Source organism: Streptomyces sp. NPDC052109, from assembly GCF_040680195.1.
GTDB lineage: Bacteria > Actinomycetota > Actinomycetes > Streptomycetales > Streptomycetaceae > Streptomyces.
Map to the genome: position 1 here is coordinate 41137 of NZ_JBFAWF010000034.1, position 18662 is coordinate 59798.

Here is an 18662-nt window from a genome sequence, read left to right on the forward strand (position 1 = left end):
GACTGCGACGCATGCCGCGGCCTGTGCAAACGCTTGCGGCATGGTGGGTCGAGGACTGGAGGGCAGAAATGGGCGCGGCGGACGACACGGACTCCCTCGCCGAGGCGACGACGGTGTTCATGGCGACGCGTCCCCACCTCTTCGGGATCGCGTACCGCGTGCTCGGCAGCGCCGCGGAGGCCGAGGACGTGCTCCAGGAGGCGTGGCTGCGGTGGCAGCACACCGACCGTGGCGTCGTTCGTGAGCCGTCGGCGTTCCTGGCCGCGGTCACCGCACGTCTGGCGATCAATCTCGCCGGGTCCGCCCGGGTGCGGCGCGAGTCGTACCTCGGTCCCTGGCTCCCGGAGCCGGTCGACACGAGCGCGGACCCGCAGTTGGGCGCGGAGCGGGCCGAGGCACTCGACCTGGCGGTTCTCTTCCTTCTGCAGAAGCTGAACCCGGTGGAACGGGCCGCGTACGTGCTGCGGGAAGCCTTCGACTACCCCTACCGGCAGATCGCGGAGATGCTGGAGACTAGTGAGGCCAACACGCGTCAGCTGGTGAGCCGCGCCCGCAAGCGCCTCGCCTCGGACCGGCACGAGCCCGTCACCCCCGGGGCGCACCGACGGCTCATGGAGGTGTTCCTCACCGCGGCCCAGACGGGCGACCTGGCCGTGCTGGAGGAAGTTCTCACCGAGGACGTGGTGAGTTACTCGGACGGCGGAGGCATCCGCGGGGCATCCAGGATTCCGGTGGCCGGACGGCTGCGCGTCTCCCGGTACCTGGCCGCCTTCGCCCCGCGTTTCTGGCCCGAGAAGGACGTGCGCCGGGTCGAGGCCAACGGCAGGCCGGCCGCCCTCGTCACGGCGGGCGGGGAGGCTGTGGCTCTGCTCTGTCTCGACGTCTCCGCGCGCGGCGTCGAGCGCCTCATGTGGGTCATGAACCCCGAGAAACTGGCGCCTTACGTGGCGTCGCTGGACGGCGGAAGCGCGTCCTCTTCCTGACCCGAGCCGAAGCCCCCGCGCCGGCGGCCCGGGCCGGGGACGCCGGCGGGATTCTCCTCGGCGCCGCGGATCGCGTGTCACACGCAGAGCCCCTGTCCGGTCTCCTCTAATACAGGCATCCGTCCAGGAGAACCGCGAGAGGAATTGCGTGATGAAGGTCGTAGTGATCGGTGGGACCGGGCTCATCGGCTCCAAGGTGGTCAGCAGGCTCACCGAGCACGGGCACGAGGCGGTCGCGGCCGCGCCCGGCACCGGCGTCAACACGCTGACCGGCGAGGGCCTGGCCGACGCCCTGCGGGGTGCGGCGGTCGTGGTCGACGTGTCCAACTCCCCCTCGTTCGAGGACGAGGCCGTCATGGAGTTCTTCCGCACCGGCACGGCCAACATCCTCGAGGCGGAGAGCGAGGCCGGTGTGACGCACCACGTGGCGCTGTCCGTGGTCGGCACCGACCGCCTCCAGGAGAGCGGGTACTTCCGCGCCAAGCAGGTCCAGGAGGAGCAGATCAGGGCGTCCGGCGTTCCGTACTCCATCGTGCACGCCACCCAGTTCTTCGAGTTCGCGAAGGGGCTTGCCGACGGGCTCACCGAGGGCGACACCGTGCGTCTGCCCGCCGGCAGGATCCAGCCCGTCCACTCCGGCGACGTTGCCGCGGCCGTCGCGCGCACCTCGGTCGGCGCACCGGTCAACGGTGTGGTGGAGGTCGCGGGCCCCGAGGCCTTCCCGCTCGAGGAATTCATCCGTCGGGGGCTCGCCGCCGAGAACGACCCCCGCAAGGTCGTCACGGACCCGCGGGCACGGTACTGGGGTGCCGAGCTGCGGGAGACCACGCTCCTGCCGGGCCCGGACGCCCACATCGCCGAGACCAGGTTCGGCGACTGGCTGGCCCGGCAGAAGTAGGCACACATGGGTGGCCCTTCCCGAGCGGAGAGGGCCACCCGTCTCGGTACGGGATCGGCGCCGCCGACCCTGCCGGCCGCCGTGGACCGGCCCGGTCCGCGCGGTGGCCCCGGCCCGCGCCGGTGCCCGTAGCGGCACGGACGCCTTCACGCGCGCACGGTCAGACACCGTCCGGCACGGGGCCGGGGGCCGTGGTCCGGCGGGCGCGCGAGTCCAGGAAGGCGGCGATCTTGCTGGGGCTGAACACCCACAGGAGCTGGTGGATGCCCTCCTTCGAGGCTGCCATCGTCATGAACGCGGTGGGTGTGCCGTCCTGGTGGATCATCACGCCCGTACGGCCGTTGGCCTCGACCGTTCCGGTTTCCGCTTCCCGCCACAGCGGCCGATAGGCCGACAGGTGAGCCACCCGGCCCCGCCCCAGCACGGGTACCCGCGCGCAGGCCCGCATGCCGTCGCCGTCGGACAGGCTGACGGCATCGGGGGTCAGGAGCGCTTCCAGGGATGCCACATCCCCCGTGCGGGCCGCTGAGACGAAGGCGTGCAGCAGGCGCCGGTGCTCACCGGCGTCCACGCTCTCCCGCCGCTCCCGCGACAGACGCCGACGGGCCCGGCTCACGATCTTCCGGACGTTGACGATGCTGAGGTCGAGGATCTCCGCGATCTCCCCGTAGCCGTAGTCAAACGCCTCGCGCAGGACGTACGCGGCCCGCTCGGTGGGGGTCAGCTTCTCCAGCACCAGCAGCAGTGCCAGCTCCAGGGCCTCGGCGCGCTGCGCGCCCACCTCCAGGTCCGAGCTCGTGTCGACGGGCTCGGGCAGCCACGGGCCGATGTAGGTCTCACGGCGCACGCGGGCCGACTGTGCGACGTTGATGGCCAGGCGTGTCGTCGTGCTCGAGAGGAACGCCACGGGGCTCACCACCGCCGAGCGGTCGGCCTTCTGCCAGCGCAGCCACACCTCCTGGACCACGTCCTCGGCCTCGACCACGCTGCCGAGCATGCGGTAGGCGATCCCGAAGAGACGCCCGCGGTGCCGTACGAACTCAGAAACAGCCGTGTCGAGATCACTCGCGGTGGGGGATGTCTCGTGATGCGTCACGCGGGGGCCTCCGTCGTTCCACTCCCTCTTGTTCCATAGACCGAGGCCGGGTCGTGCCTGTGACAGCACCAGCGACGTTTTCTCCGGTGCGCCTTCCCGAGTGTGTGACACAACACACAGGTCCACAATCGAAGACGACGCGGCGTTGGCCGTCGGCCCTGGTGCTGATCGGGGTCGTGGAAGGAGGCCGCAATGCAGCGCTCGACTCATCGGCGCCGGTGATGGCAGGAGACAAGGCGAGGAGACAGGCCGGCCAGCCGTACCTCCCCGACCTGCACATGCGTCTGCGTTCGGAGCTGGGCCGGATCGACGAGCAGTTGCGCACCCTGCTGTCCTCCATGGACCGGCTGCAGGGTCTGCTGGACGCGGTGGTGGCCATCAGCCGTGAGGTGGAACTTCCCGCGGTGCTGCACCGTATCGTGACGACCGCCATGGACCTGGTCGGCGCCCGCTACGGCGCCCTGGGCGTGCTCGACGAGTCCGGAGAGTGCCTGGAGCAGTTCATCGCGGCCGGTCTGTCCGAGGGGGAACGCGAGGCGCTGGCCGAGGCCGGGCTGCCTCGTGGTCTGGGCGTCCTCGGCCACCTGATCCGCTACCCGGACCCGCTGCGGATCGACGACATCCAGGGCCATCCCTCCTCCGCCGGATACCCGGCCGGCCATCCGCGCCTGCGCACCCTGCTCGGCGTCGCCATCAGCGTCCGCGGCGAGATCTACGGCGACCTGTACCTCTCCGAGCGGCACGACGGACAGTCCTTCGACGAGCACGACGAGAACGTCGTCGTCGCCCTGGCCGGCGCCGCCGGCATCGCGATCGAAAACGTCCGCCTGTTCGAGCGCGTTCGCGTCGGAGCCGAGCAGTTCCAGCGGCTTCTGCTGCCCGCGCTGCCCGACCTGCGGCCGTTCACCGCCGCCGCCATCTACCGGCCCGCCGCCGAACCCAGTCAGCTCGGCGGGGACTGGTACGACGCCATCCCCCTGCCCGACAACGTCGTGGCGGTCGTCATCGGCGACGTGAGCGGCCATGATCTGCACGCCGCGGCCGCCATGGCCGCCACCCGCAACATGCTGCGCGCTCTCGTCTTCGACCGGAGCAGTCCGCCCGGCGCGGTCCTCACCCAGCTCGACCGGACCCTTGAGACGGTCACGGACAATCGCGTCACGACCACGGCCCTGGCCCGCATCGAACCGGAGGGATCGCGCTGGCGCCTGCGCTGGAGCACCGCGGGCCATGTCCCGCCCCTGCTGGTCACCCGTGAGCGCCATGTGGTCCTTCTGCTCGCCGAGCCCGGACTGCCGCTCGGTGTCGACACCGAGCAGCCCCGCCCGGACCACTCCCGCCTGCTGCCCCCGGAGGCCACCGTCGTCTTCTTCACCGACGGACTGATCGAGCATCCCGCCCACCCCATCGACGAGAGCCTGAGCGAACTCGCCGGTCTCGCCGCGGCCCATGCCGCTCTCCCCCTGCCGGAGTTCGTCCGGGCACTGGCCGATCACCATCCCAGCGACGGCCACGACGACATGGCCATCCTCGCCGTGCGCGTCCCGCCCGCCTGACCCCGCACCGCCACGCTCGGTGCCGCTCCCGGGCCGGCCGGCCTGCCGTGGAGGATCCGTGGGATCCGACGGATGATGAGTTCGGGGCGATGTCACCCCGGAGGTCGCCGGATGGCTCTCGCGCGGCGTCAACGGCTCCGGCACAGTGGGCCGGCCGCCCTGGAGATCTGTGTCATCGCCGCGCTGTACTACGGCTCGGCCCGGCTGGGGCTGCTCCAGCAGCTGGTGCGGGGCCAGGTCACCCCACTGTGGCCGCCGAGCGGTATCGCGCTGGCTAGCCTCCTCCTTCGCGGCCCGCGGGTCTGGCCCGGTGTCGCTCTCGGCGCGTTCCTGGTCAACATCTCGCTGGGGCCGTCGCTCCCGGCCGTGCTCGCCATCGCGGCGGGGAACACCCTCGCCCCCGTCTGCTCCTATCTGCTGCTCAGCCGTACCGGCTTCCGTGCGGAACTGGACCGTCTGCGGGACGCACTCGCCCTGATCTTCCTCGGTGCGTTCACCGGGATGCTGGTCAGCGCCACGGCGGGCAGCGGGGCCCTGGTGCTCGCCGGGGTGCTGCACACCGACGGCTTCTGGCCGACGTGGTCGGTGTGGTGGACCGGCGACGCGATGGGCGTCCTGGTGGTCACACCGGTCCTGCTCGTCCTCCGCTCGGCGCGCCCGCCGAAGCACGTGCGGCCGTTCCGGTGGGCGGAGGCGGTGCTGCTGCTGGCGGCCACGGTCGCCGTGGGGGTACTCGTGACCGGTCACACGCCGCTGCTGTTCCTCGGGTTCCCGCTCCTGATCTGGGCGGCCTTCCGCTTCCAGCTGGCCGGGGCCGCTCCCTGCGCGCTGGCCGTGTCGATCTTCGCGGTCATCGCCGGTGGCGAGAGAACGGGCCCGTTCGCCGGTCACGGCATGCTCACCGAGATGATCACCCTGCAGGCCTTCAACGGTTCTGCCGCGCTGACCGCACTGCTGCTCGCGACAGTCGTCAGCGAGCGCAACCAGACCCAGCGGGAGATCGCGCGGGCCTGCGGGCAGCTCGCCGCGATGGCGGCCAGGATCGCCGCCGGCGACCACCGCCCGACGCTCCCCGAAGCGGAAGGCGAGGAGGGCGGGGGCCCGAAGACACGACAAAGGCCGTCTCCTCATCCATGAGGAGAGCCGGGGGAATTGCTCGCGGCTTCCGTGACCGGCGCCCCTCCGGCCCGGCTCCACGGAGGCCGCAGGTCGCGGAGGTGGCCACCGTGCACTCACGTTCCGGACGGCCCACGTCATCACCCGCCCCCTCGGCGCCTCCCACGCCGACCGGAGGGCCGTACCGGCCGGCCCGGCGGCCTGGAGTGGGGCCTCGGCCGGTGGCCCCGTCCCGGACGGGGCGATCAGCGGCTTCGGGGCGTTCCTGGGTGTCGCGGCGGGACAGGCAGCCGGTCGGCTGGGCTGCGCGGTCCGTTTTCCACCGACCCGCCCGTCCCGCCCTCGGCTCCCCCTCTGCGCGGTCGGCGGCCACCGAGCCGCGGGCCCGGACCCGGCACCGTTCGACCGCGGGTCCTCGAACCCTCAGGGTCCACGGCAGTCAGCCGGGCACAGCAGGCACGGGGGCCCGCCGCGCGGGCCCCACCGTCACGCCGGTCCTTCGAGGGTGTGCCTAGGCACCCATGCCGACGCCCTGCGGCGGCACCCGGGCTTCCCGCCTCGAGGCGAGAAGGTTCTCGTCCAGCTCCTGCGCGAACTCGTTCCAGGTCTCCGCGTACTGACGTGCGAGGTCCACGACGAGGTCACGGCAGTGCGTCGGCACGACGGCGGCAAGCTTGTGCCACATCTGGTTGCCCAGCGCGTTCTGCTGGAGCAGGCGCAGCAGATGGCGCCCGTCCTCCTTGTGCCGCAGGGAGGGGTCCCTGATCAGCTTGTCCAGCAGTTCGACCGGGTCCGGCTCCACCAGGCGCACCTTCCGGACGGTCCGCTGCGCGGGTATGCGCGCGGCTGCCGCCGGCAGGCCCCCGTCCGTGGACGACGCGGCCACGGCGGCCCGCCGGCGCTCGGTGATCGGAAGTTCGCCGGACAGCAGCCGCTTGCGCACATCGCTCACCGTGGCGGGCGAGATCCCGGCGCGCCGCGCGACCTCGCGCAGCGAGGCCCCCGGGTTCTCGGCGATGAGCTCGGCGGCTCGTCGGCGGCCTTCGGCGCTGTTCAGGGGCCGTACCTTGCCGTCCCGCCCGATTCTGGCCGTCGGCTGGTCCTGCAACGGGGCCATGCTGCGCCGGATGGAGGCCACCGACTTCGTCCCGAGGCCCGACGCCTTGGCGATGGCCCGGTCGGACATCTGCGGGTGGGCCTCGACGATCCGCGCGGCCGCGGCGCGGCGGTCCTCCTGGGAGAGCGGAAGACCATGCGTCACGTTCGCCTCGACGGCGCGGAGGAAGGCCTCCTCAGGGGTGCCGTCGAAGAATTCCGCCTCGATGGTGTCCTGCCCCCTGAGGCAGGCTGCCAGGAGGCGGTGCATTCCGTCGATCACCCGCATGGTGCGGCGGTCCACGAGAATGGGGGGGAACTGCTCGTCGAGTTCGGCGAGCCGGGCCACGTGTTCCGTGTCCTGCCCGTCCAGCCGGGGCGAGTCCCCGGGGATGAGTGAGGCGATCGGCACCGAGACGACGCTGCGTCCCCGGATTGCCTCGTCTCTGGCATCGTGCTGTGAACCGCTTACCGGATCGGGCCCAACCGAATCGACGACATCACTGTCGGCACGACTCATTCTGTTTCCCCCATTGTGTGGACGAATCAAGCCGCCAGACACCGTCCATGTCTGGCCGCAGGCCGGAAGAACCGTTCTTCGCGGGCAGCACCTCTCGGTTCAGGAGCTGGTCCCCCCGAAGCCGGACAGCACTCGACGACCGCTGTCGTGCCCGACAGCGATTCAGGTAGGCCAAGGCTTCCCTTTCCCACGAGTCACTTGTGCAACTTCCGATCACCGATGCTCATATTCGCTCTTCAAGCACAGCTGTGTCGAGCCAGTGGCGAGATCCGGTCGATCTGGCGGAGGGTCGGCAACTGCCCGTGCGGAGTGAGGCGTTCAGCTGCGGCGCAGCGTCGGTTGAACACCGCGCGAGGACCTGGCGCACCGGCCCAGGCATGCCGATGCCGCCGACACCAGAGGTGGTCGGCGGCATCGGCATGCCGGACTAGTTCTGCGCCGCCATGGCCTCGATCAGGCTCTTGGGCCGCATGTCGGTCCACGACTTCTCGATGTAGTCGAGGCACTCCTGGCGCCCCGCCTTACCGAACACAGTGTTCCAGCCCTCGGGCACGTCGACGAAGACGGGCCACAGCGAGTGCTGGCCCTCGTCGTTGACCAAAACCAGGTACTCGGCATCGGGATCGTCGAACGGATTCGTCACCACGCCGTCCTTTCTTGGATACATGAGGTGGATCGCATCGATGGGCCGCTCTCGCCCCGATGGTTCACCGGGATTCGCCCCACCGTCGGTGGCCGTCCGGCGCGGTGCCGGGCCCCGTGCGAGCCCACTATGTCCCCAAGCTGCGCCGACGCGTCAACCGGCGGCCCGCGCCACGCCCTGACGACTGTTCAACCGGTCCCTCGCCCCGGTTGAACAGTGCACGCGGGCGGTGAACTCCGCGGAACCGGCCCGACCTTGATCGACACATCCGCCCGGTGTCATCGTGACATGCTGCCACGCCGCGGCGAAGGGCCCGGCCCCGTCCGCATCGGTCGCTCCGGAACGCTCCAGTGCCCGGTGTTCCAGCTCTTCTTCGGCCGCGGACAGTCGGCCCCGAAAACACCGCCCGTTCGACATCCAGGAGGCCGTCATGCCCGCACCCGTCGCCGACGAAGGGGCACCGTCATGCCTTTCGTGAACTCCAACGGAATCCGGCTCTCCTACGAACGGTCCGGCCAGGGGGAGCCGGTGCTCCTCATCATGGGCTCCGGAGCCGCCGGCCGGGTCTGGACCATGCACCAGACCCCGGCCCTGAACAAGGCCGGCTACGAGACGATCGTCTTCGACAACCGGGGCATCGCCCCCTCCGACGCACCGCACGGCGATTACACGCTCGCCGAGATGACCGCCGACACCCTCGGCCTGATCGAGGCACTGGAGATCGGGCCGTGCCACATCGTCGGCACCTCGATGGGCTCCATGATCGCCCAGGAGATCGCGCTCGCCCGGCCGGACCTGGTGCGCTGTGCCGTCCTGATGGCCACCCGGGCCCGCTCGGACGCCACCCGCCGGATGATGCTGGACGCGGAGCGCGCGCTGACCGCATCCGGTGTCACGCTGCCGCCCACGTACGAGGCGGTGCGCACGGTGCTGGAGATGCTCTCCCCGGCGACGCTCAACGACGACGAGGTCGCCGCGGGCTGGCTGGAGATATTCGAGCTGACGGCCGGTCAGAGCGCCACGGGACAGCAGGGGGTGGACGCCACCGGCGACCGCCGCGAGGCCCTGCGCCGGATCGCCGTGCCGTGCCGTGCGATCGCCTTCTCCGACGACCTCATCTGTCCGCCCCATCTGGTCAGCGAGGTCGCGGACGCCATTCCGGAGTGCGACTACGTGGAGATTCCCCGGTGCGGCCATCTCGGGAACCTGGAGGACCCCGACGCGGTCAACACCGCGGTCATCGAGTTCCTTGAGAAGCACTGACGGCCCCTGACGAACACGGAGCTGATGCCGGCATGGCAAGGATCAAGGACTCACGGGGCGCTGCGGACAACGACGAACCGAAGGGCGGACGCATCACCAAGGGGACGGTCCGGCGGATCGCCCCGTACGCCATGGCCTACCGGTGGAGTGTGGTACTGCTCCTGGCCAGTACGGTGGTCGACGCGGTGGCCACCGCCGCCAGCCCGCTGGTACTGAAGGAGATCATCGACAAGGGCATCCTGCCCGGCCGGACCGGCGTCGTGGTGTGGCTGTGCCTGGCGGTCGCCGCTCTGTCGCTCATCGAGGCAGGGTCGGTCTTCCTGGTGGCCTGGTTCTCCGGGCGGATCGGCGAGGGCGTCGTCTACGACCTGCGCAACAAGGTGTTCGCACACGTCCAGGCGCAGTCGCTGTCCTTCTTCACCCGCACCCAGACCGGAGCGCTGGTCAGCCGTCTGAACACCGATGTGGTCGGGGCCCGTCAGGCGGTGACCAGCCTGCTGTCGGACTCGCTGTCCACGGTGCTGTCGCTGGGGCTGGTGCTGGCCTCGATGTTCTACCTGTCCTGGCAGGTCACCCTCGCGGCCCTGGTGACGGTCCCGTTCTTCTTCCTGCCGGCGCGCCTGGTCGCCCGGCGGCTGCAGCGGCTCACCCGGCGGCGCATGGAGCTGGACGCCGAGCTGAGCACGCTGATGAGCGAGCGGTTCAACGTCTCGGGGGCGGTGCTCGCCAAGCTGTACGGACGCGCGGAGGACGAGTCGGGCCTGTTCGCCGGCAAGGCCGGCCGGGTGCGGGACCTGGCCGTCTCGGTGATCCTGTACGGCCGGATCCTCGGCGTCCTCACCATCGTGCTGACCGCGCTGACCACCGCCCTGGTCTACGGGTTGGGCGGCGTGCTCGCCATTCACGGTTCGCTGCAGCTCGGCACCCTCGTGGCCATGGTCGCCCTGCTGCTGCGGCTGTACGGCCCGATCAACCAGCTGTCCGGCCTGCAGGCGAGCGCCATGGTGGCCCTGGTCAGCTTCGACCGGGTCTTCGAGATCCTGGACCTCAAGCCCCACATCGACGAGGCGCCGGGCGCCCGGGACCTCGCCGCCGTGCGCTCCGAAGGCGCTCCCGGGATCAGCTTCGAGAAGGTCTCCTTCCGCTACCCGAGCGCCGAGGAGGACTCGCTGGCCTCGCTCGGGCACCCGGCCGCCCGGGGCGCCGAGCCTGCGGAGGAGTCGTGGACGCTGCGGGATCTGAGCTTCGACGTCCCGGCCGGGCAGCTCACCGCCCTGGTCGGTCCCTCGGGTGCGGGGAAGACCACCATCACCCAGCTGGTGCCCCGGCTCTACGACCCCACCGTCGGCACCGTCCGAGTGGACGGCCACGACGTCCGGGAGCTGACGCTGCAGTCACTGCGGGACACGATCGGCGTGGTCACCCAGGACGCCCACCTCTTCCACGACACCCTGCGGGCCAACCTGGAGTACGCCCGGCCGGGGGCCGGTGAGCAGGAGCTGGTCGAGGCCTTGGAGGCGGCGCTGATCTGGGACACCGTCCGCGCCCTCCCGCAGGGCCTGGACACGGTCGTCGGGGACCGCGGCTACCGGCTCTCGGGCGGTGAGAAGCAGCGGATCGCGCTGGCCCGGCTGCTGCTCAAGGCCCCCCGGGTGGTGATCCTGGACGAGGCCACCGCGCACCTCGACTCGGAGTCGGAGGCGGCGATCCAGCAGGCCCTCAAGGCCGCGCTCAGCGGGCGGACTTCGCTGGTGATCGCTCATCGGCTCTCCACGATCCGTGAGGCCGACCAGATCCTGGTGGTGGCGGCCGGAAGGGTCGCCGAGCGCGGCACGCACGAGGAACTCCTGGCCGCCGGCGGCCTGTACGCCGAGCTCTACCACACCCAGTTCACCCAGGCCGAGCCGCTGGAGGAGGCGGTCCTCGGCACGGACTCGCGCTGAGCCGCACGTCACGGCGCGTCGAAGGCGCCGCCCCTCGGTCCACGACCGGCGGGCGGCGCCTTCGGCATGCCCCACGACGACCACGACGCCCCGGTCGGCCGGCTCCGCGGAACCGGTCAACTGAGGCGCGGCGCTGGTTGAACAGGCGTCGGCCAGGGCCCTTCCTCCGGATCAGGCCGGCCGGCCGACGGCGCCTTCCCGCCGGGCCCCGTGGCCCGGCAGGATCCGGAAGAGAGGTCCTAGCGACGACCGGCGGCGAAGTCGTGCACGACGACCGCGGCCGCGCCGACCGCGGGGTGGCGCTGCAGGACCGCCTCGATCTCGCCGAGCTCCATCCGGACACCCGCGAGCTTCACCTGGCGGTCCACCCGGCCGAGGTACTGCAGGGCCCCCTGTGGAAGGACCTTCACCGCGTCGCCGGTCCGGTAGAGCCGCCCGGTGGGCGTCTTGCGGAACGGGTCGCGGAAGAACGCGTCCCGGGTCCTGTCGTGGTCGAAGACATAGCCGCGTCCCACACCGACCCCGCCGACGAACAACTCGCCGGTCTCGCCCGGCTCACAGGCCTGCCAGCCGTCCTCCTCGCGGCGCAGCACGTAGAGCTGTGTGTTGATCACCGGCGTGCCGATGGGCAGGCGGAGCAGGTCGAGGTCGGCGGGAAGCACCGTGTGGTGGGTGACGTCGTCCGAGCACTCGGTCGGGCCGTAGGCATTCACCAGTCCGGCCTGGGGCATCTCCCGGAGCCAGCGGCGGGCCACTTCGGTGGGCAGCTCCTCGCCGGTGGCGAGCATCCAGCGCAGGCCGGCGAGCCGCCCGGCCGCGGGGGCGGCGGCCAGGTCGTCCAGCAGCAGACGGACCATGGTCGGCACCAGCTCCACGACGGTGACACGGTGTTCGTCGACGAGACGGGCGAAGGCCACCGAGTCGTGGGCGGTCGCGTCGGCGACCACGCTGACCTCGCCGCCGACGAGGAGCGGGCAGAGCATCTGCCAGATCGAGATGTCGAAGCCGAGCGGGGCCGTCTGCGCGACCACGTCGTCCCCGGTCAGCCCGAGGTCGACGATCTTGGCGAAGAGATGGTTGAGCATGCCCTGGTGCTCCACCACGGCGCCCTTGGGTCGGCCGGTGGAGCCGGAGGTGAACAGCACGTACCTGGGCTGGCTCTGGACCTCCAGCCGGGCCGGTCCCTGCCAGGGCTCACAGCCGCCGGCCTCGGCGGCTCGGACGACCGGGACGCCGGCCTCAGCGGCACCCTCGGCGAGCGAGGGCGAGACGGCGTCCGGGTCGGTGTCGAGGAGCAGGACGGCACCGGCCTGGCCGAGGACGTCCGCGACCCGGCGGGACGGCCAGTTGCCGTCGGCCGGCAGGTAGAGCGCCCCGAGCAACTCGGTGGCCAGGAAGGCGGCGACGACGGTGGCGCCGCGCTCGCCACCGACCGCGACGACCGCGCCCGGGCCCACCCCCGAACGCTCCATCAGGGCGGCCAGCCGCCGGGCCTCCTGGGCCAGTTCCGCGTAGCCGAGGCGGCCTCGGGCGTCACGCACGGCCGGCCGGTCGCGCTCCTGGGCGAAGCGCTCCACCCGGGTGATCACGGCGTCCGCGAGGTCGGCCGGGTGGTCGCGGGTGAGCGCCAGCTCGCGGGCCCGTTGCAACTCCTGCGGGGCGATGGCCAGTTCCGGGAGTCCGGCGGGGCCGAGCAGGCCGTCCTCGATCGTCACGAATCCGCTCCTTTTGATCGGCGGCATTATCCGCTATCAGCTGTCCAGGGAAGTTCCGGATCTTGCCGGGCCACTTCCCGTGAAGTACCGTAATCGATGCCGGGGGTGATCGGATACCGAATTCACTGGCCCGCCGGAGGCGATGGAAATTCCACGCTCAGGCCAGGGAAGCTGGGCGTCCCACTGGTCAACTCCCCTTTCTTGACAGGGGCTTTCCGCCACGTCGACCGCTTCCCACATCCATTACCGTCCTGCCGAGGTGTCCGGCACCATGCCCATTATCAGTTCCCCGCACGAATTCAATGTCGAGAATCTCTACCTGGATCTGCGCCGGGTGAACGGCACGCCGTTGTACCTGAAATGCGAGGGATTCAATTTCGCCGGGTCCATCAAGCTGAAGGCGGCCACCGCGATGGTCGATGCCGCGGAACGCGACGGCCTGCTCACACCTTCCTCGGTCCTGGTCGAGTCGTCCTCGGGCAACCTCGGCATCGCGCTGGCCATCATCGCGGCCGACCGGGGCTACCGCTTCATCTGTGTGACCGATCCCCGCTGCAACGCCACGACCCAGCGGCTGATGCGCTCCCTGGGCGCGGACGTCCGGGTGATCACCACTCAGGACGCCAACCTCGGCTATCTGCACAGCCGGATCCAGTACGTCCGCGACCTGTGCGCCACCAGCGACCGCTACGTCTGGCTCAACCAGTACGCCAACCCCAACAACTGGCGGGCGCACTACGAGAACACGGCGCCGGCCATCGCAGCCGGCTTCCCGGACCTGGAGGTGCTGTTCGTCGGCGCAGGCACCACCGGCACCCTGATGGGGTGCGCGCGCTACTTCAAGCAGCACTGCGCGGACGTCACCGTCGTGGCGATCGACGCCGTGGGCTCGGTCACCTTCGGCGGCGTCCCGGAGCGCAGGGTGGTCCCGGGTCTGGGCACCAGCACCCGTCCGGCACTGGTCGACGAGTCGTGCATCGACGACGTCGTGCACGTCTCCGAGCCCGACACCATCCGCGCCTGCCACGAGCTGGCGGCCCGTGGGTTCGTGCTCGGCGGATCGACCGGGACCGTGGTGAGCGGCGCCGCCCGCTGGCTGGCCGAGAAGTACCCGGGCGAGGACCCGGTGGCCGTCGCGATCTCCCCCGACCTCGGCGAGCGCTATCTGAACTCCCTCTACGACGATCTCTGGCTGCGCGAACACTTCGGCCAGGACGACCTGTTCACCGATCTGCACTGGAGCCTGCACCCATGACCCACGCCCCTTCCTTCTCCGTCATCTCCGGCGCACAGGTCGTCGACGTCCTGCGCGGCCGCGAGAAACAGGTGACCGCGCTGGTCGAGAAGGCGTACCGCCTGCATGGCGAGGGCCGCACGGTGAATCCCGACTCGTACTTCCTGCGCTTCCCCGAGCGGCCGTCGTCCCGGATCATCGCGCTGCCCGCCTCGGTCGGGGGCGACGTGGACGTGCACGGCATCAAGTGGATCTCCTCGTTCCCGGAGAACGTCGACGCGGGCATCCCGCGCGCCTCCGCCGTGGTCGTCCTCAACGACACCGCGACCGGCTATCCGCTGGCCTGCCTGGAGAGCTCGGTCATCAGCGCATCGCGCACCGCCGCCTCGGCGGCGCTGGCGGCGGTGACGCTCGCCGACCGGCGGGGCGTCACGCCGCGCCGGGTCGGCTTCATCGGCGTCGGGCTGATCGCCCGATACCTGCACACCTACCTGGCGGCCGCCGGCTTCGCTTTGGAGGAGGTCGGCGTCTTCGACCTCTCCCGGGAACACGCGGAGGGTTTCGAGGGGTACCTGACCCGGGCCGGGGCCGGGCCGGTCACGATCCACGACAGCGCCGAGTCGCTCGTCACAGGGTCGGACCTCGTCGTACTGGCCACGGTGGCGGGCGAGCCGCACATTCTCGACCCCGCCCTGTTCTCCCACAACCCGCTCGTCCTGCACGTCTCGCTGCGCGACCTCGCCGCCGAGATCATCCTTTCCTCGTACAACATCGTCGACGACGTCGATCACTGCCTGAAGGCGAACACCTCCCCGCACCTGGCCGAACAGCTCGCCGGGAACCGGGACTTCGTCGACGGAACCCTCTACGACGTGCTGGAGGGCCGGACCACTCCCCCGGCCGACCGGCCGGTCGTGTTCTCCCCGTTCGGCCTGGGTGTGCTGGACCTGGCGGTGGCCAAGTTCGTCTACGACGAGGTCGGCGCGGCCGGTGACCTGCTCACCGTCCCCGACTTCTTCCACGAGATGAAGCGCTACGGCTGAGGCCGGTCACGACGGAACGCATGAGGAAGGGCCCGCCGGGGAGGCGGGCCCTTCCTCATGTGTGAAGCGGTGTGCGCGTCAGTCAGGTCCGGGTCCCGGCCGCGAAGCGGATGAAGTCGGCCAGCCGCCCCACGCCCTCGGCGATCTGCGGCTGCGTCAGGTAGCTGACCGAGAGCCGCAGGCTGCGCTCGCCGCCACCCTGCGGGAAGAAGTACGACATCGGTGTCCAGATGACACCGAACTTCTCGGCGGCGATTTCCAGCGCCGCGTTGTCCGCGGTGAACGGCACGTCGACGGCCAGGAAGAAGCCCCCGGTCGGCTCGTTCCACCGGATGCCGAGTGCCGCCCGCTCCGGCTCGGGGAAGCACCGGTCCAGCTCGCGCAGCGTGGCCCGCATGGCGTCCCCGTAGTAGGCGGCCGTCCCGGCGTTGAAGTCCGAGGTGCGCCCACCGGCGGCGAGCAGCATGCCGGCCACCACCGCCTGGCTGACCGGCGAGGTGTTCACCGTCACCATGCTCTTGATCCTGGCGAGTTCGTCCGCCAGCAGGCCGCTGGCACCGTCCTCGCCGACGACCACCTGGTCGGCGACCGCGAAGCCCACCCTGGCGCCCGGGAAGAGCGTCTTGGAGAGCGAGCCCAGGTGGACGACGCGACGCGAGCGGTCGAGCGACTTCAGGGTCGGCAGTTGCCGGCCGGGGCTCACCGCCCGGTACGGGCTGTCCTCCAGGATCAGGATGTCGTGGCGCTCGGCGAGGTCGAGCAGTTCGCGGCGCTGCGCGAGCGACATCGTCGTCCCGGAGGGGTTGGAGTGGTCCGGCACGACGTAGAAGGCCCGGGGGCGCCGGCCGCGCGCCCGCTCGGCGAGGACCGCCGTCTCCAGGTCGGCGCAGCGGAACCCGCCCGGCGCCTCCGGGACGGCGGTCGGCGCGATGTCGAACAGCCGTGCCGCACCGGTGATGCCCACGTAGCAGGGGCTGGAGACCAGGAGCACGTCCGCGGGACCGGCGATCAGCGCCCTCAGGGCGATGAGCATCGCCTCCTGGGCGCCGACCGTCACCACGATGGACTCGGCGGGCACATCGATGCCCTCGTCCGTCCGCAGTGTGTCGGCGATCAGCTCGCGGATCTGGCCGGCCGTCGGACCGTACTGGAAGAGCGCGGAGCGGATGTCCTCGGGCGAGGCGCCGCCCTGGGCCAGGTGGTCGAGGTAGCGGTGCAGGTACGTGAATATCTGCTCGGTCTCGAAGAATCCGGCGTACGGGCGGCCCGGCGCGAAGGAGATCGCATCGGGGTACCGCTGGGTGACCTCGTTGAGGAAGTTCATGGTGTCGAGCACAGGATCGCTCACGCTGCCGTGCAGTTCCTCCCGGCGCAGATCGCCGGCCGGGCGGTTCGGCTGCGCCGGACGGGAGCGTGGCAGCGGCGCCGGGCGCTCCGGCAGGTCCGCACCGGCCACCAGCGCCGGGCCGGCCGCGGCTACCGAGGCGGTGCCGGTGAGGGTCATCGCCTCGGTCAGCTCCTCTGCCACGAGGCCGAGGAGGTGCTCGACCCCCTGTGCGCCGCTCACGGCCAGGCCGTGCAGCACCGGCCGCCCGAGCAGGACGGCGTCGGCACCCAGGGCCAGCGCCGCGAGGACGTCCGTTCCACGCCGTACCCCACCGTCGAGCAGCAGGGGGCAGGCGCCCGCGACCGCCTGCGCGATCTCCGGCAGCACCTCCAGCGTGGCAGGGGCCCCGTCCAGCTGGCGGCCGCCGTGGTTGGACACCACGATGCCGTCCACCCCCGCGGCGAGCGCCAGGCGGGCGTCCTCGGCCGTCAGAACCCCCTTGACCAGCACGGGCAGCGAGCTGACGGACCGCAGCCACTCGACGGTCGACCAGTCCAGCCGGGAGTCGAACTCGGTGCGGGCGTGGCCGCTGGGCGAGGAGAAGCCGCCGCCGTCGAGGTTGGCCGGGACGACGCCCTCCGGCAGCCGGAAGTCGTTGCGCAGGTCGCGCAGCCGGCGGCCGAGGTGCGGGGCGTCCACGGTCAGCACCAGCGCCTCGAATCCGGCCCGCTCGGCACGCTGGACGAGCTCGCGCGTGGTGGCGCGGTCGCGGAAGCAGTACACCTGGAGCCAGAGTGGCGCGGCGGCGGCCTCGGCGATGGACTCGAAGGTGCGGCTCGCGAAGGTGCTGACGATCAGCGGGATGCCGAGCCGGCCGGCGCCGCGAGCGGTGGCGACCTCGCCGTCCGGGTGGGCCAGCGTGTGGAACGCCATGGGTGCGACGGCGAGCGGCAGGGACCAGGTCCGGCCGAGGATCCGGGCGGCGGTGTCGGGCGCGCCGCCGCCGGTCAGCATCCTGGGGCGCAGCCTGACGCTGTCGAACACGGCCAGGTTGGCGGCGAGCGTGCGCTCCTCGCCGGCGCCGCCCGCGAGGAAGTCCCAGACGGCGGGCTCCAGGCGCAGACGTGCCAGGACCTCGTACTCAGCAGGGGTGAGCGGGCGTGCCGTCGTGGCGTCGGCGCCGCCCATCAGGAGGTCAGCCGGTCGCGCTCGACGGCCTCGTACAGGGCCCGGATGTTGGCGCTGCCGAATCCCCGGGAGCCCTCGCGCTGGATGAGCTCGAAGAAGAGGGTGTTGCGCTCGTAGGGCGAGCGGCTGAACAGCTGCAGCAGGTGGCCCCACTCGTCCCGGTCGGCCAGCACCTGGGCCTTGCGGAGCTCGGTTATCCGCACGGCGTCCCCGTCGAAGCGCTCGGCGAGCAGGTCGTAGTACGCGTCCGGGGTGTTGAGGAACTCCACGCCCCGGTCCCGGGCCTCGCCGACGGCGGAGATGATGTCGTCGACGAGGAAGGCGAGGTGCTGCACACCCGGGCCGCTGTTGCGCTCCAGGAAGGTGTCGAGCTGGCCGGGCTCCTTGCCCGGGTCCGGCGCGACGAGGGTGAAGGTGGCACGGCCGGAGTCGCTGCGCACCACGATGGAGTCCATCGCCTGTCCGCCGACGGCGACGTATTCGGAGGAGTAGCGGGAGAAACCGAAGGCGTCCCGGTAGTAGTCGGCGTACCACTCGAGTGTGCCGCCCGCGAGGCAGACCGCGACGTGGTCGAGCAGCCGGATCCGGGCGGGCGCGGCGGCGGGCGTGGACGGGCAGGGCGTCCATCTGCGGCCGTCGGCGAGCAGTTCACCGGGACCGGTGGCGACGGGGAGCAGGGTGTGGGCGACACCGCCGAAGCCGGAGACCACGATGTTGCCGCGGGCCGAGTCCAGCCGCGAGGCACCGGCCCCCACAGCCTGCTCTCCGGCCGCCACCGGGTCGTCGCAGCCGAAGGCGAGGTCGGCGATGCCGTCGCCGTGGGTGTCCAGGAAGCGCCAGACGCCCCGGCCCGAGGTGACCACCAACTGCACGTCTCCCTGGCGCAGCAGCACGGAGCTGCGGTCGGTCTCCACCGAGTCCGCGACCTTGCTGAAGCCCAGCGCCGAGACGAAGTAGTCGACGGCGGTGACTTTGTCCGAGGTGAACAGTTCGGCGTAGAGGATGTCCTGCACAGCCATGCTTCTACCTACCTCCTGAACGG

The 18662-nt window shown here is 71.3% G+C and carries 14 protein-coding genes; 8 read left to right on the forward strand and 6 right to left on the reverse strand.

What is annotated here, in order from left to right:
• The first annotated feature begins 68 nt into the window (after positions 1–68).
• Positions 69–983, forward strand: coding sequence for an RNA polymerase sigma-70 factor (locus AB0L59_RS39305; protein WP_365592144.1), 915 nt, complete (start codon positions 69–71; stop codon positions 981–983).
• Positions 984–1134: 151 nt separating this feature from the next.
• Positions 1135–1881 (forward strand): SDR family oxidoreductase, encoded by a 747-nt coding sequence (locus tag AB0L59_RS39310; RefSeq protein ID WP_365592146.1) that lies wholly within the window; start codon positions 1135–1137, stop codon positions 1879–1881.
• A 160-nt stretch (positions 1882–2041) separates the two neighbouring features.
• On the opposite strand, the gene AB0L59_RS39315 is transcribed toward AB0L59_RS39310, so the two are convergent.
• On the reverse strand, positions 2042–2977 hold the full coding sequence (locus tag AB0L59_RS39315) for a sigma-70 family RNA polymerase sigma factor (protein ID WP_365592148.1): 936 nt from the start codon (positions 2975–2977) through the stop codon (positions 2042–2044).
• 278 nt (positions 2978–3255) lie between these two features.
• Between AB0L59_RS39315 and AB0L59_RS39320 the strand changes: the two genes are divergently transcribed.
• On the forward strand, positions 3256–4533 hold the full coding sequence (locus tag AB0L59_RS39320) for a GAF domain-containing SpoIIE family protein phosphatase (protein ID WP_365592196.1): 1278 nt from the start codon (positions 3256–3258) through the stop codon (positions 4531–4533).
• A 111-nt stretch (positions 4534–4644) separates the two neighbouring features.
• A complete protein-coding gene (locus tag AB0L59_RS39325) occupies positions 4645–5670 on the forward strand; it encodes an MASE1 domain-containing protein (protein WP_365592151.1) in 1026 nt (341 codons plus the stop codon).
• Between the two features lie 490 nt (positions 5671–6160).
• Here the strand turns inward: AB0L59_RS39325 and AB0L59_RS39330 are convergent, their stop codons facing one another.
• Both AB0L59_RS39330 and AB0L59_RS39335 read right to left on the reverse strand, forming a co-directional pair.
• The gene (locus tag AB0L59_RS39330; protein ID WP_365592154.1) at positions 6161–7156 is read right to left on the reverse strand and encodes a helix-turn-helix domain-containing protein; all 996 of its coding nucleotides are present in this window, start codon (positions 7154–7156) and stop codon (positions 6161–6163) included.
• A gap of 535 nt (positions 7157–7691) precedes the next feature.
• Positions 7692–7907: an MbtH family protein gene (locus AB0L59_RS39335; protein WP_107449246.1), complete on the reverse strand. Its 216-nt coding sequence runs from the start codon at positions 7905–7907 to the stop codon at positions 7692–7694.
• Positions 7908–8372: 465 nt separating this feature from the next.
• Here AB0L59_RS39335 and AB0L59_RS39340 point away from each other — a divergent pair, with 465 nt between their 5' ends.
• Positions 8373–9170 carry an alpha/beta fold hydrolase gene (locus tag AB0L59_RS39340; protein WP_365592157.1) on the forward strand — a complete coding sequence of 266 codons (798 nt, stop codon included), beginning with the start codon at positions 8373–8375 and terminating at the stop codon, positions 9168–9170.
• A gap of 32 nt (positions 9171–9202) precedes the next feature.
• Positions 9203–11113, forward strand: a complete 1911-nt coding sequence (locus AB0L59_RS39345; protein ID WP_365592160.1) for an ABC transporter ATP-binding protein — start codon at positions 9203–9205, stop codon at positions 11111–11113.
• A gap of 239 nt (positions 11114–11352) precedes the next feature.
• On the opposite strand, the gene AB0L59_RS39350 is transcribed toward AB0L59_RS39345, so the two are convergent.
• The gene (locus AB0L59_RS39350; protein WP_365592162.1) at positions 11353–12828 is read right to left on the reverse strand and encodes an amino acid adenylation domain-containing protein; all 1476 of its coding nucleotides are present in this window, start codon (positions 12826–12828) and stop codon (positions 11353–11355) included.
• A gap of 271 nt (positions 12829–13099) precedes the next feature.
• On the opposite strand from AB0L59_RS39350, the gene sbnA reads away from it, so the two are divergent.
• Positions 13100–14083: a 2,3-diaminopropionate biosynthesis protein SbnA gene (gene sbnA / locus AB0L59_RS39355; RefSeq protein ID WP_365592165.1), complete on the forward strand. Its 984-nt coding sequence runs from the start codon at positions 13100–13102 to the stop codon at positions 14081–14083.
• The gene (sbnB, locus tag AB0L59_RS39360) at positions 14080–15105 is read left to right on the forward strand and encodes a 2,3-diaminopropionate biosynthesis protein SbnB (RefSeq protein WP_365592168.1); all 1026 of its coding nucleotides are present in this window, start codon (positions 14080–14082) and stop codon (positions 15103–15105) included. Before sbnA ends, sbnB begins: the two co-directional genes overlap by 4 nt.
• An 82-nt stretch (positions 15106–15187) precedes the next feature.
• Here the strand turns inward: sbnB and AB0L59_RS39365 are convergent, their stop codons facing one another.
• Positions 15188–17620 (reverse strand): aminotransferase class I/II-fold pyridoxal phosphate-dependent enzyme, encoded by a 2433-nt coding sequence (locus tag AB0L59_RS39365; protein ID WP_365592171.1) that lies wholly within the window; start codon positions 17618–17620, stop codon positions 15188–15190.
• The gene (hppD, locus tag AB0L59_RS39370; RefSeq protein ID WP_365592173.1) at positions 17620–18639 is read right to left on the reverse strand and encodes a 4-hydroxyphenylpyruvate dioxygenase; all 1020 of its coding nucleotides are present in this window, start codon (positions 18637–18639) and stop codon (positions 17620–17622) included. The genes AB0L59_RS39365 and hppD overlap by 1 nt, the downstream gene beginning before the upstream one ends.
• Positions 18640–18662 lie beyond the last annotated feature (23 nt).

Coding starts and splice junctions, on each gene's coding strand:
- AB0L59_RS39325 (WP_365592151.1), top strand. CDS start 4,645: ATGGCTCTCGCGCGGCGTCAACGGCTCCGGCACAGTGGGCCGGCCGCC.
- AB0L59_RS39365 (WP_365592171.1), bottom strand. CDS start 17,620: ATGGGCGGCGCCGACGCCACGACGGCACGCCCGCTCACCCCTGCTGAG.
- sbnB (WP_365592168.1), top strand. CDS start 14,080: ATGACCCACGCCCCTTCCTTCTCCGTCATCTCCGGCGCACAGGTCGTC.
- AB0L59_RS39320 (WP_365592196.1), top strand. CDS start 3,256: ATGCGTCTGCGTTCGGAGCTGGGCCGGATCGACGAGCAGTTGCGCACC.
- hppD (WP_365592173.1), bottom strand. CDS start 18,639: ATGGCTGTGCAGGACATCCTCTACGCCGAACTGTTCACCTCGGACAAA.
- AB0L59_RS39345 (WP_365592160.1), top strand. CDS start 9,203: ATGGCAAGGATCAAGGACTCACGGGGCGCTGCGGACAACGACGAACCG.
- AB0L59_RS39305 (WP_365592144.1), top strand. CDS start 69: ATGGGCGCGGCGGACGACACGGACTCCCTCGCCGAGGCGACGACGGTG.
- AB0L59_RS39310 (WP_365592146.1), top strand. CDS start 1,135: ATGAAGGTCGTAGTGATCGGTGGGACCGGGCTCATCGGCTCCAAGGTG.
- sbnA (WP_365592165.1), top strand. CDS start 13,100: ATGCCCATTATCAGTTCCCCGCACGAATTCAATGTCGAGAATCTCTAC.
- AB0L59_RS39340 (WP_365592157.1), top strand. CDS start 8,373: ATGCCTTTCGTGAACTCCAACGGAATCCGGCTCTCCTACGAACGGTCC.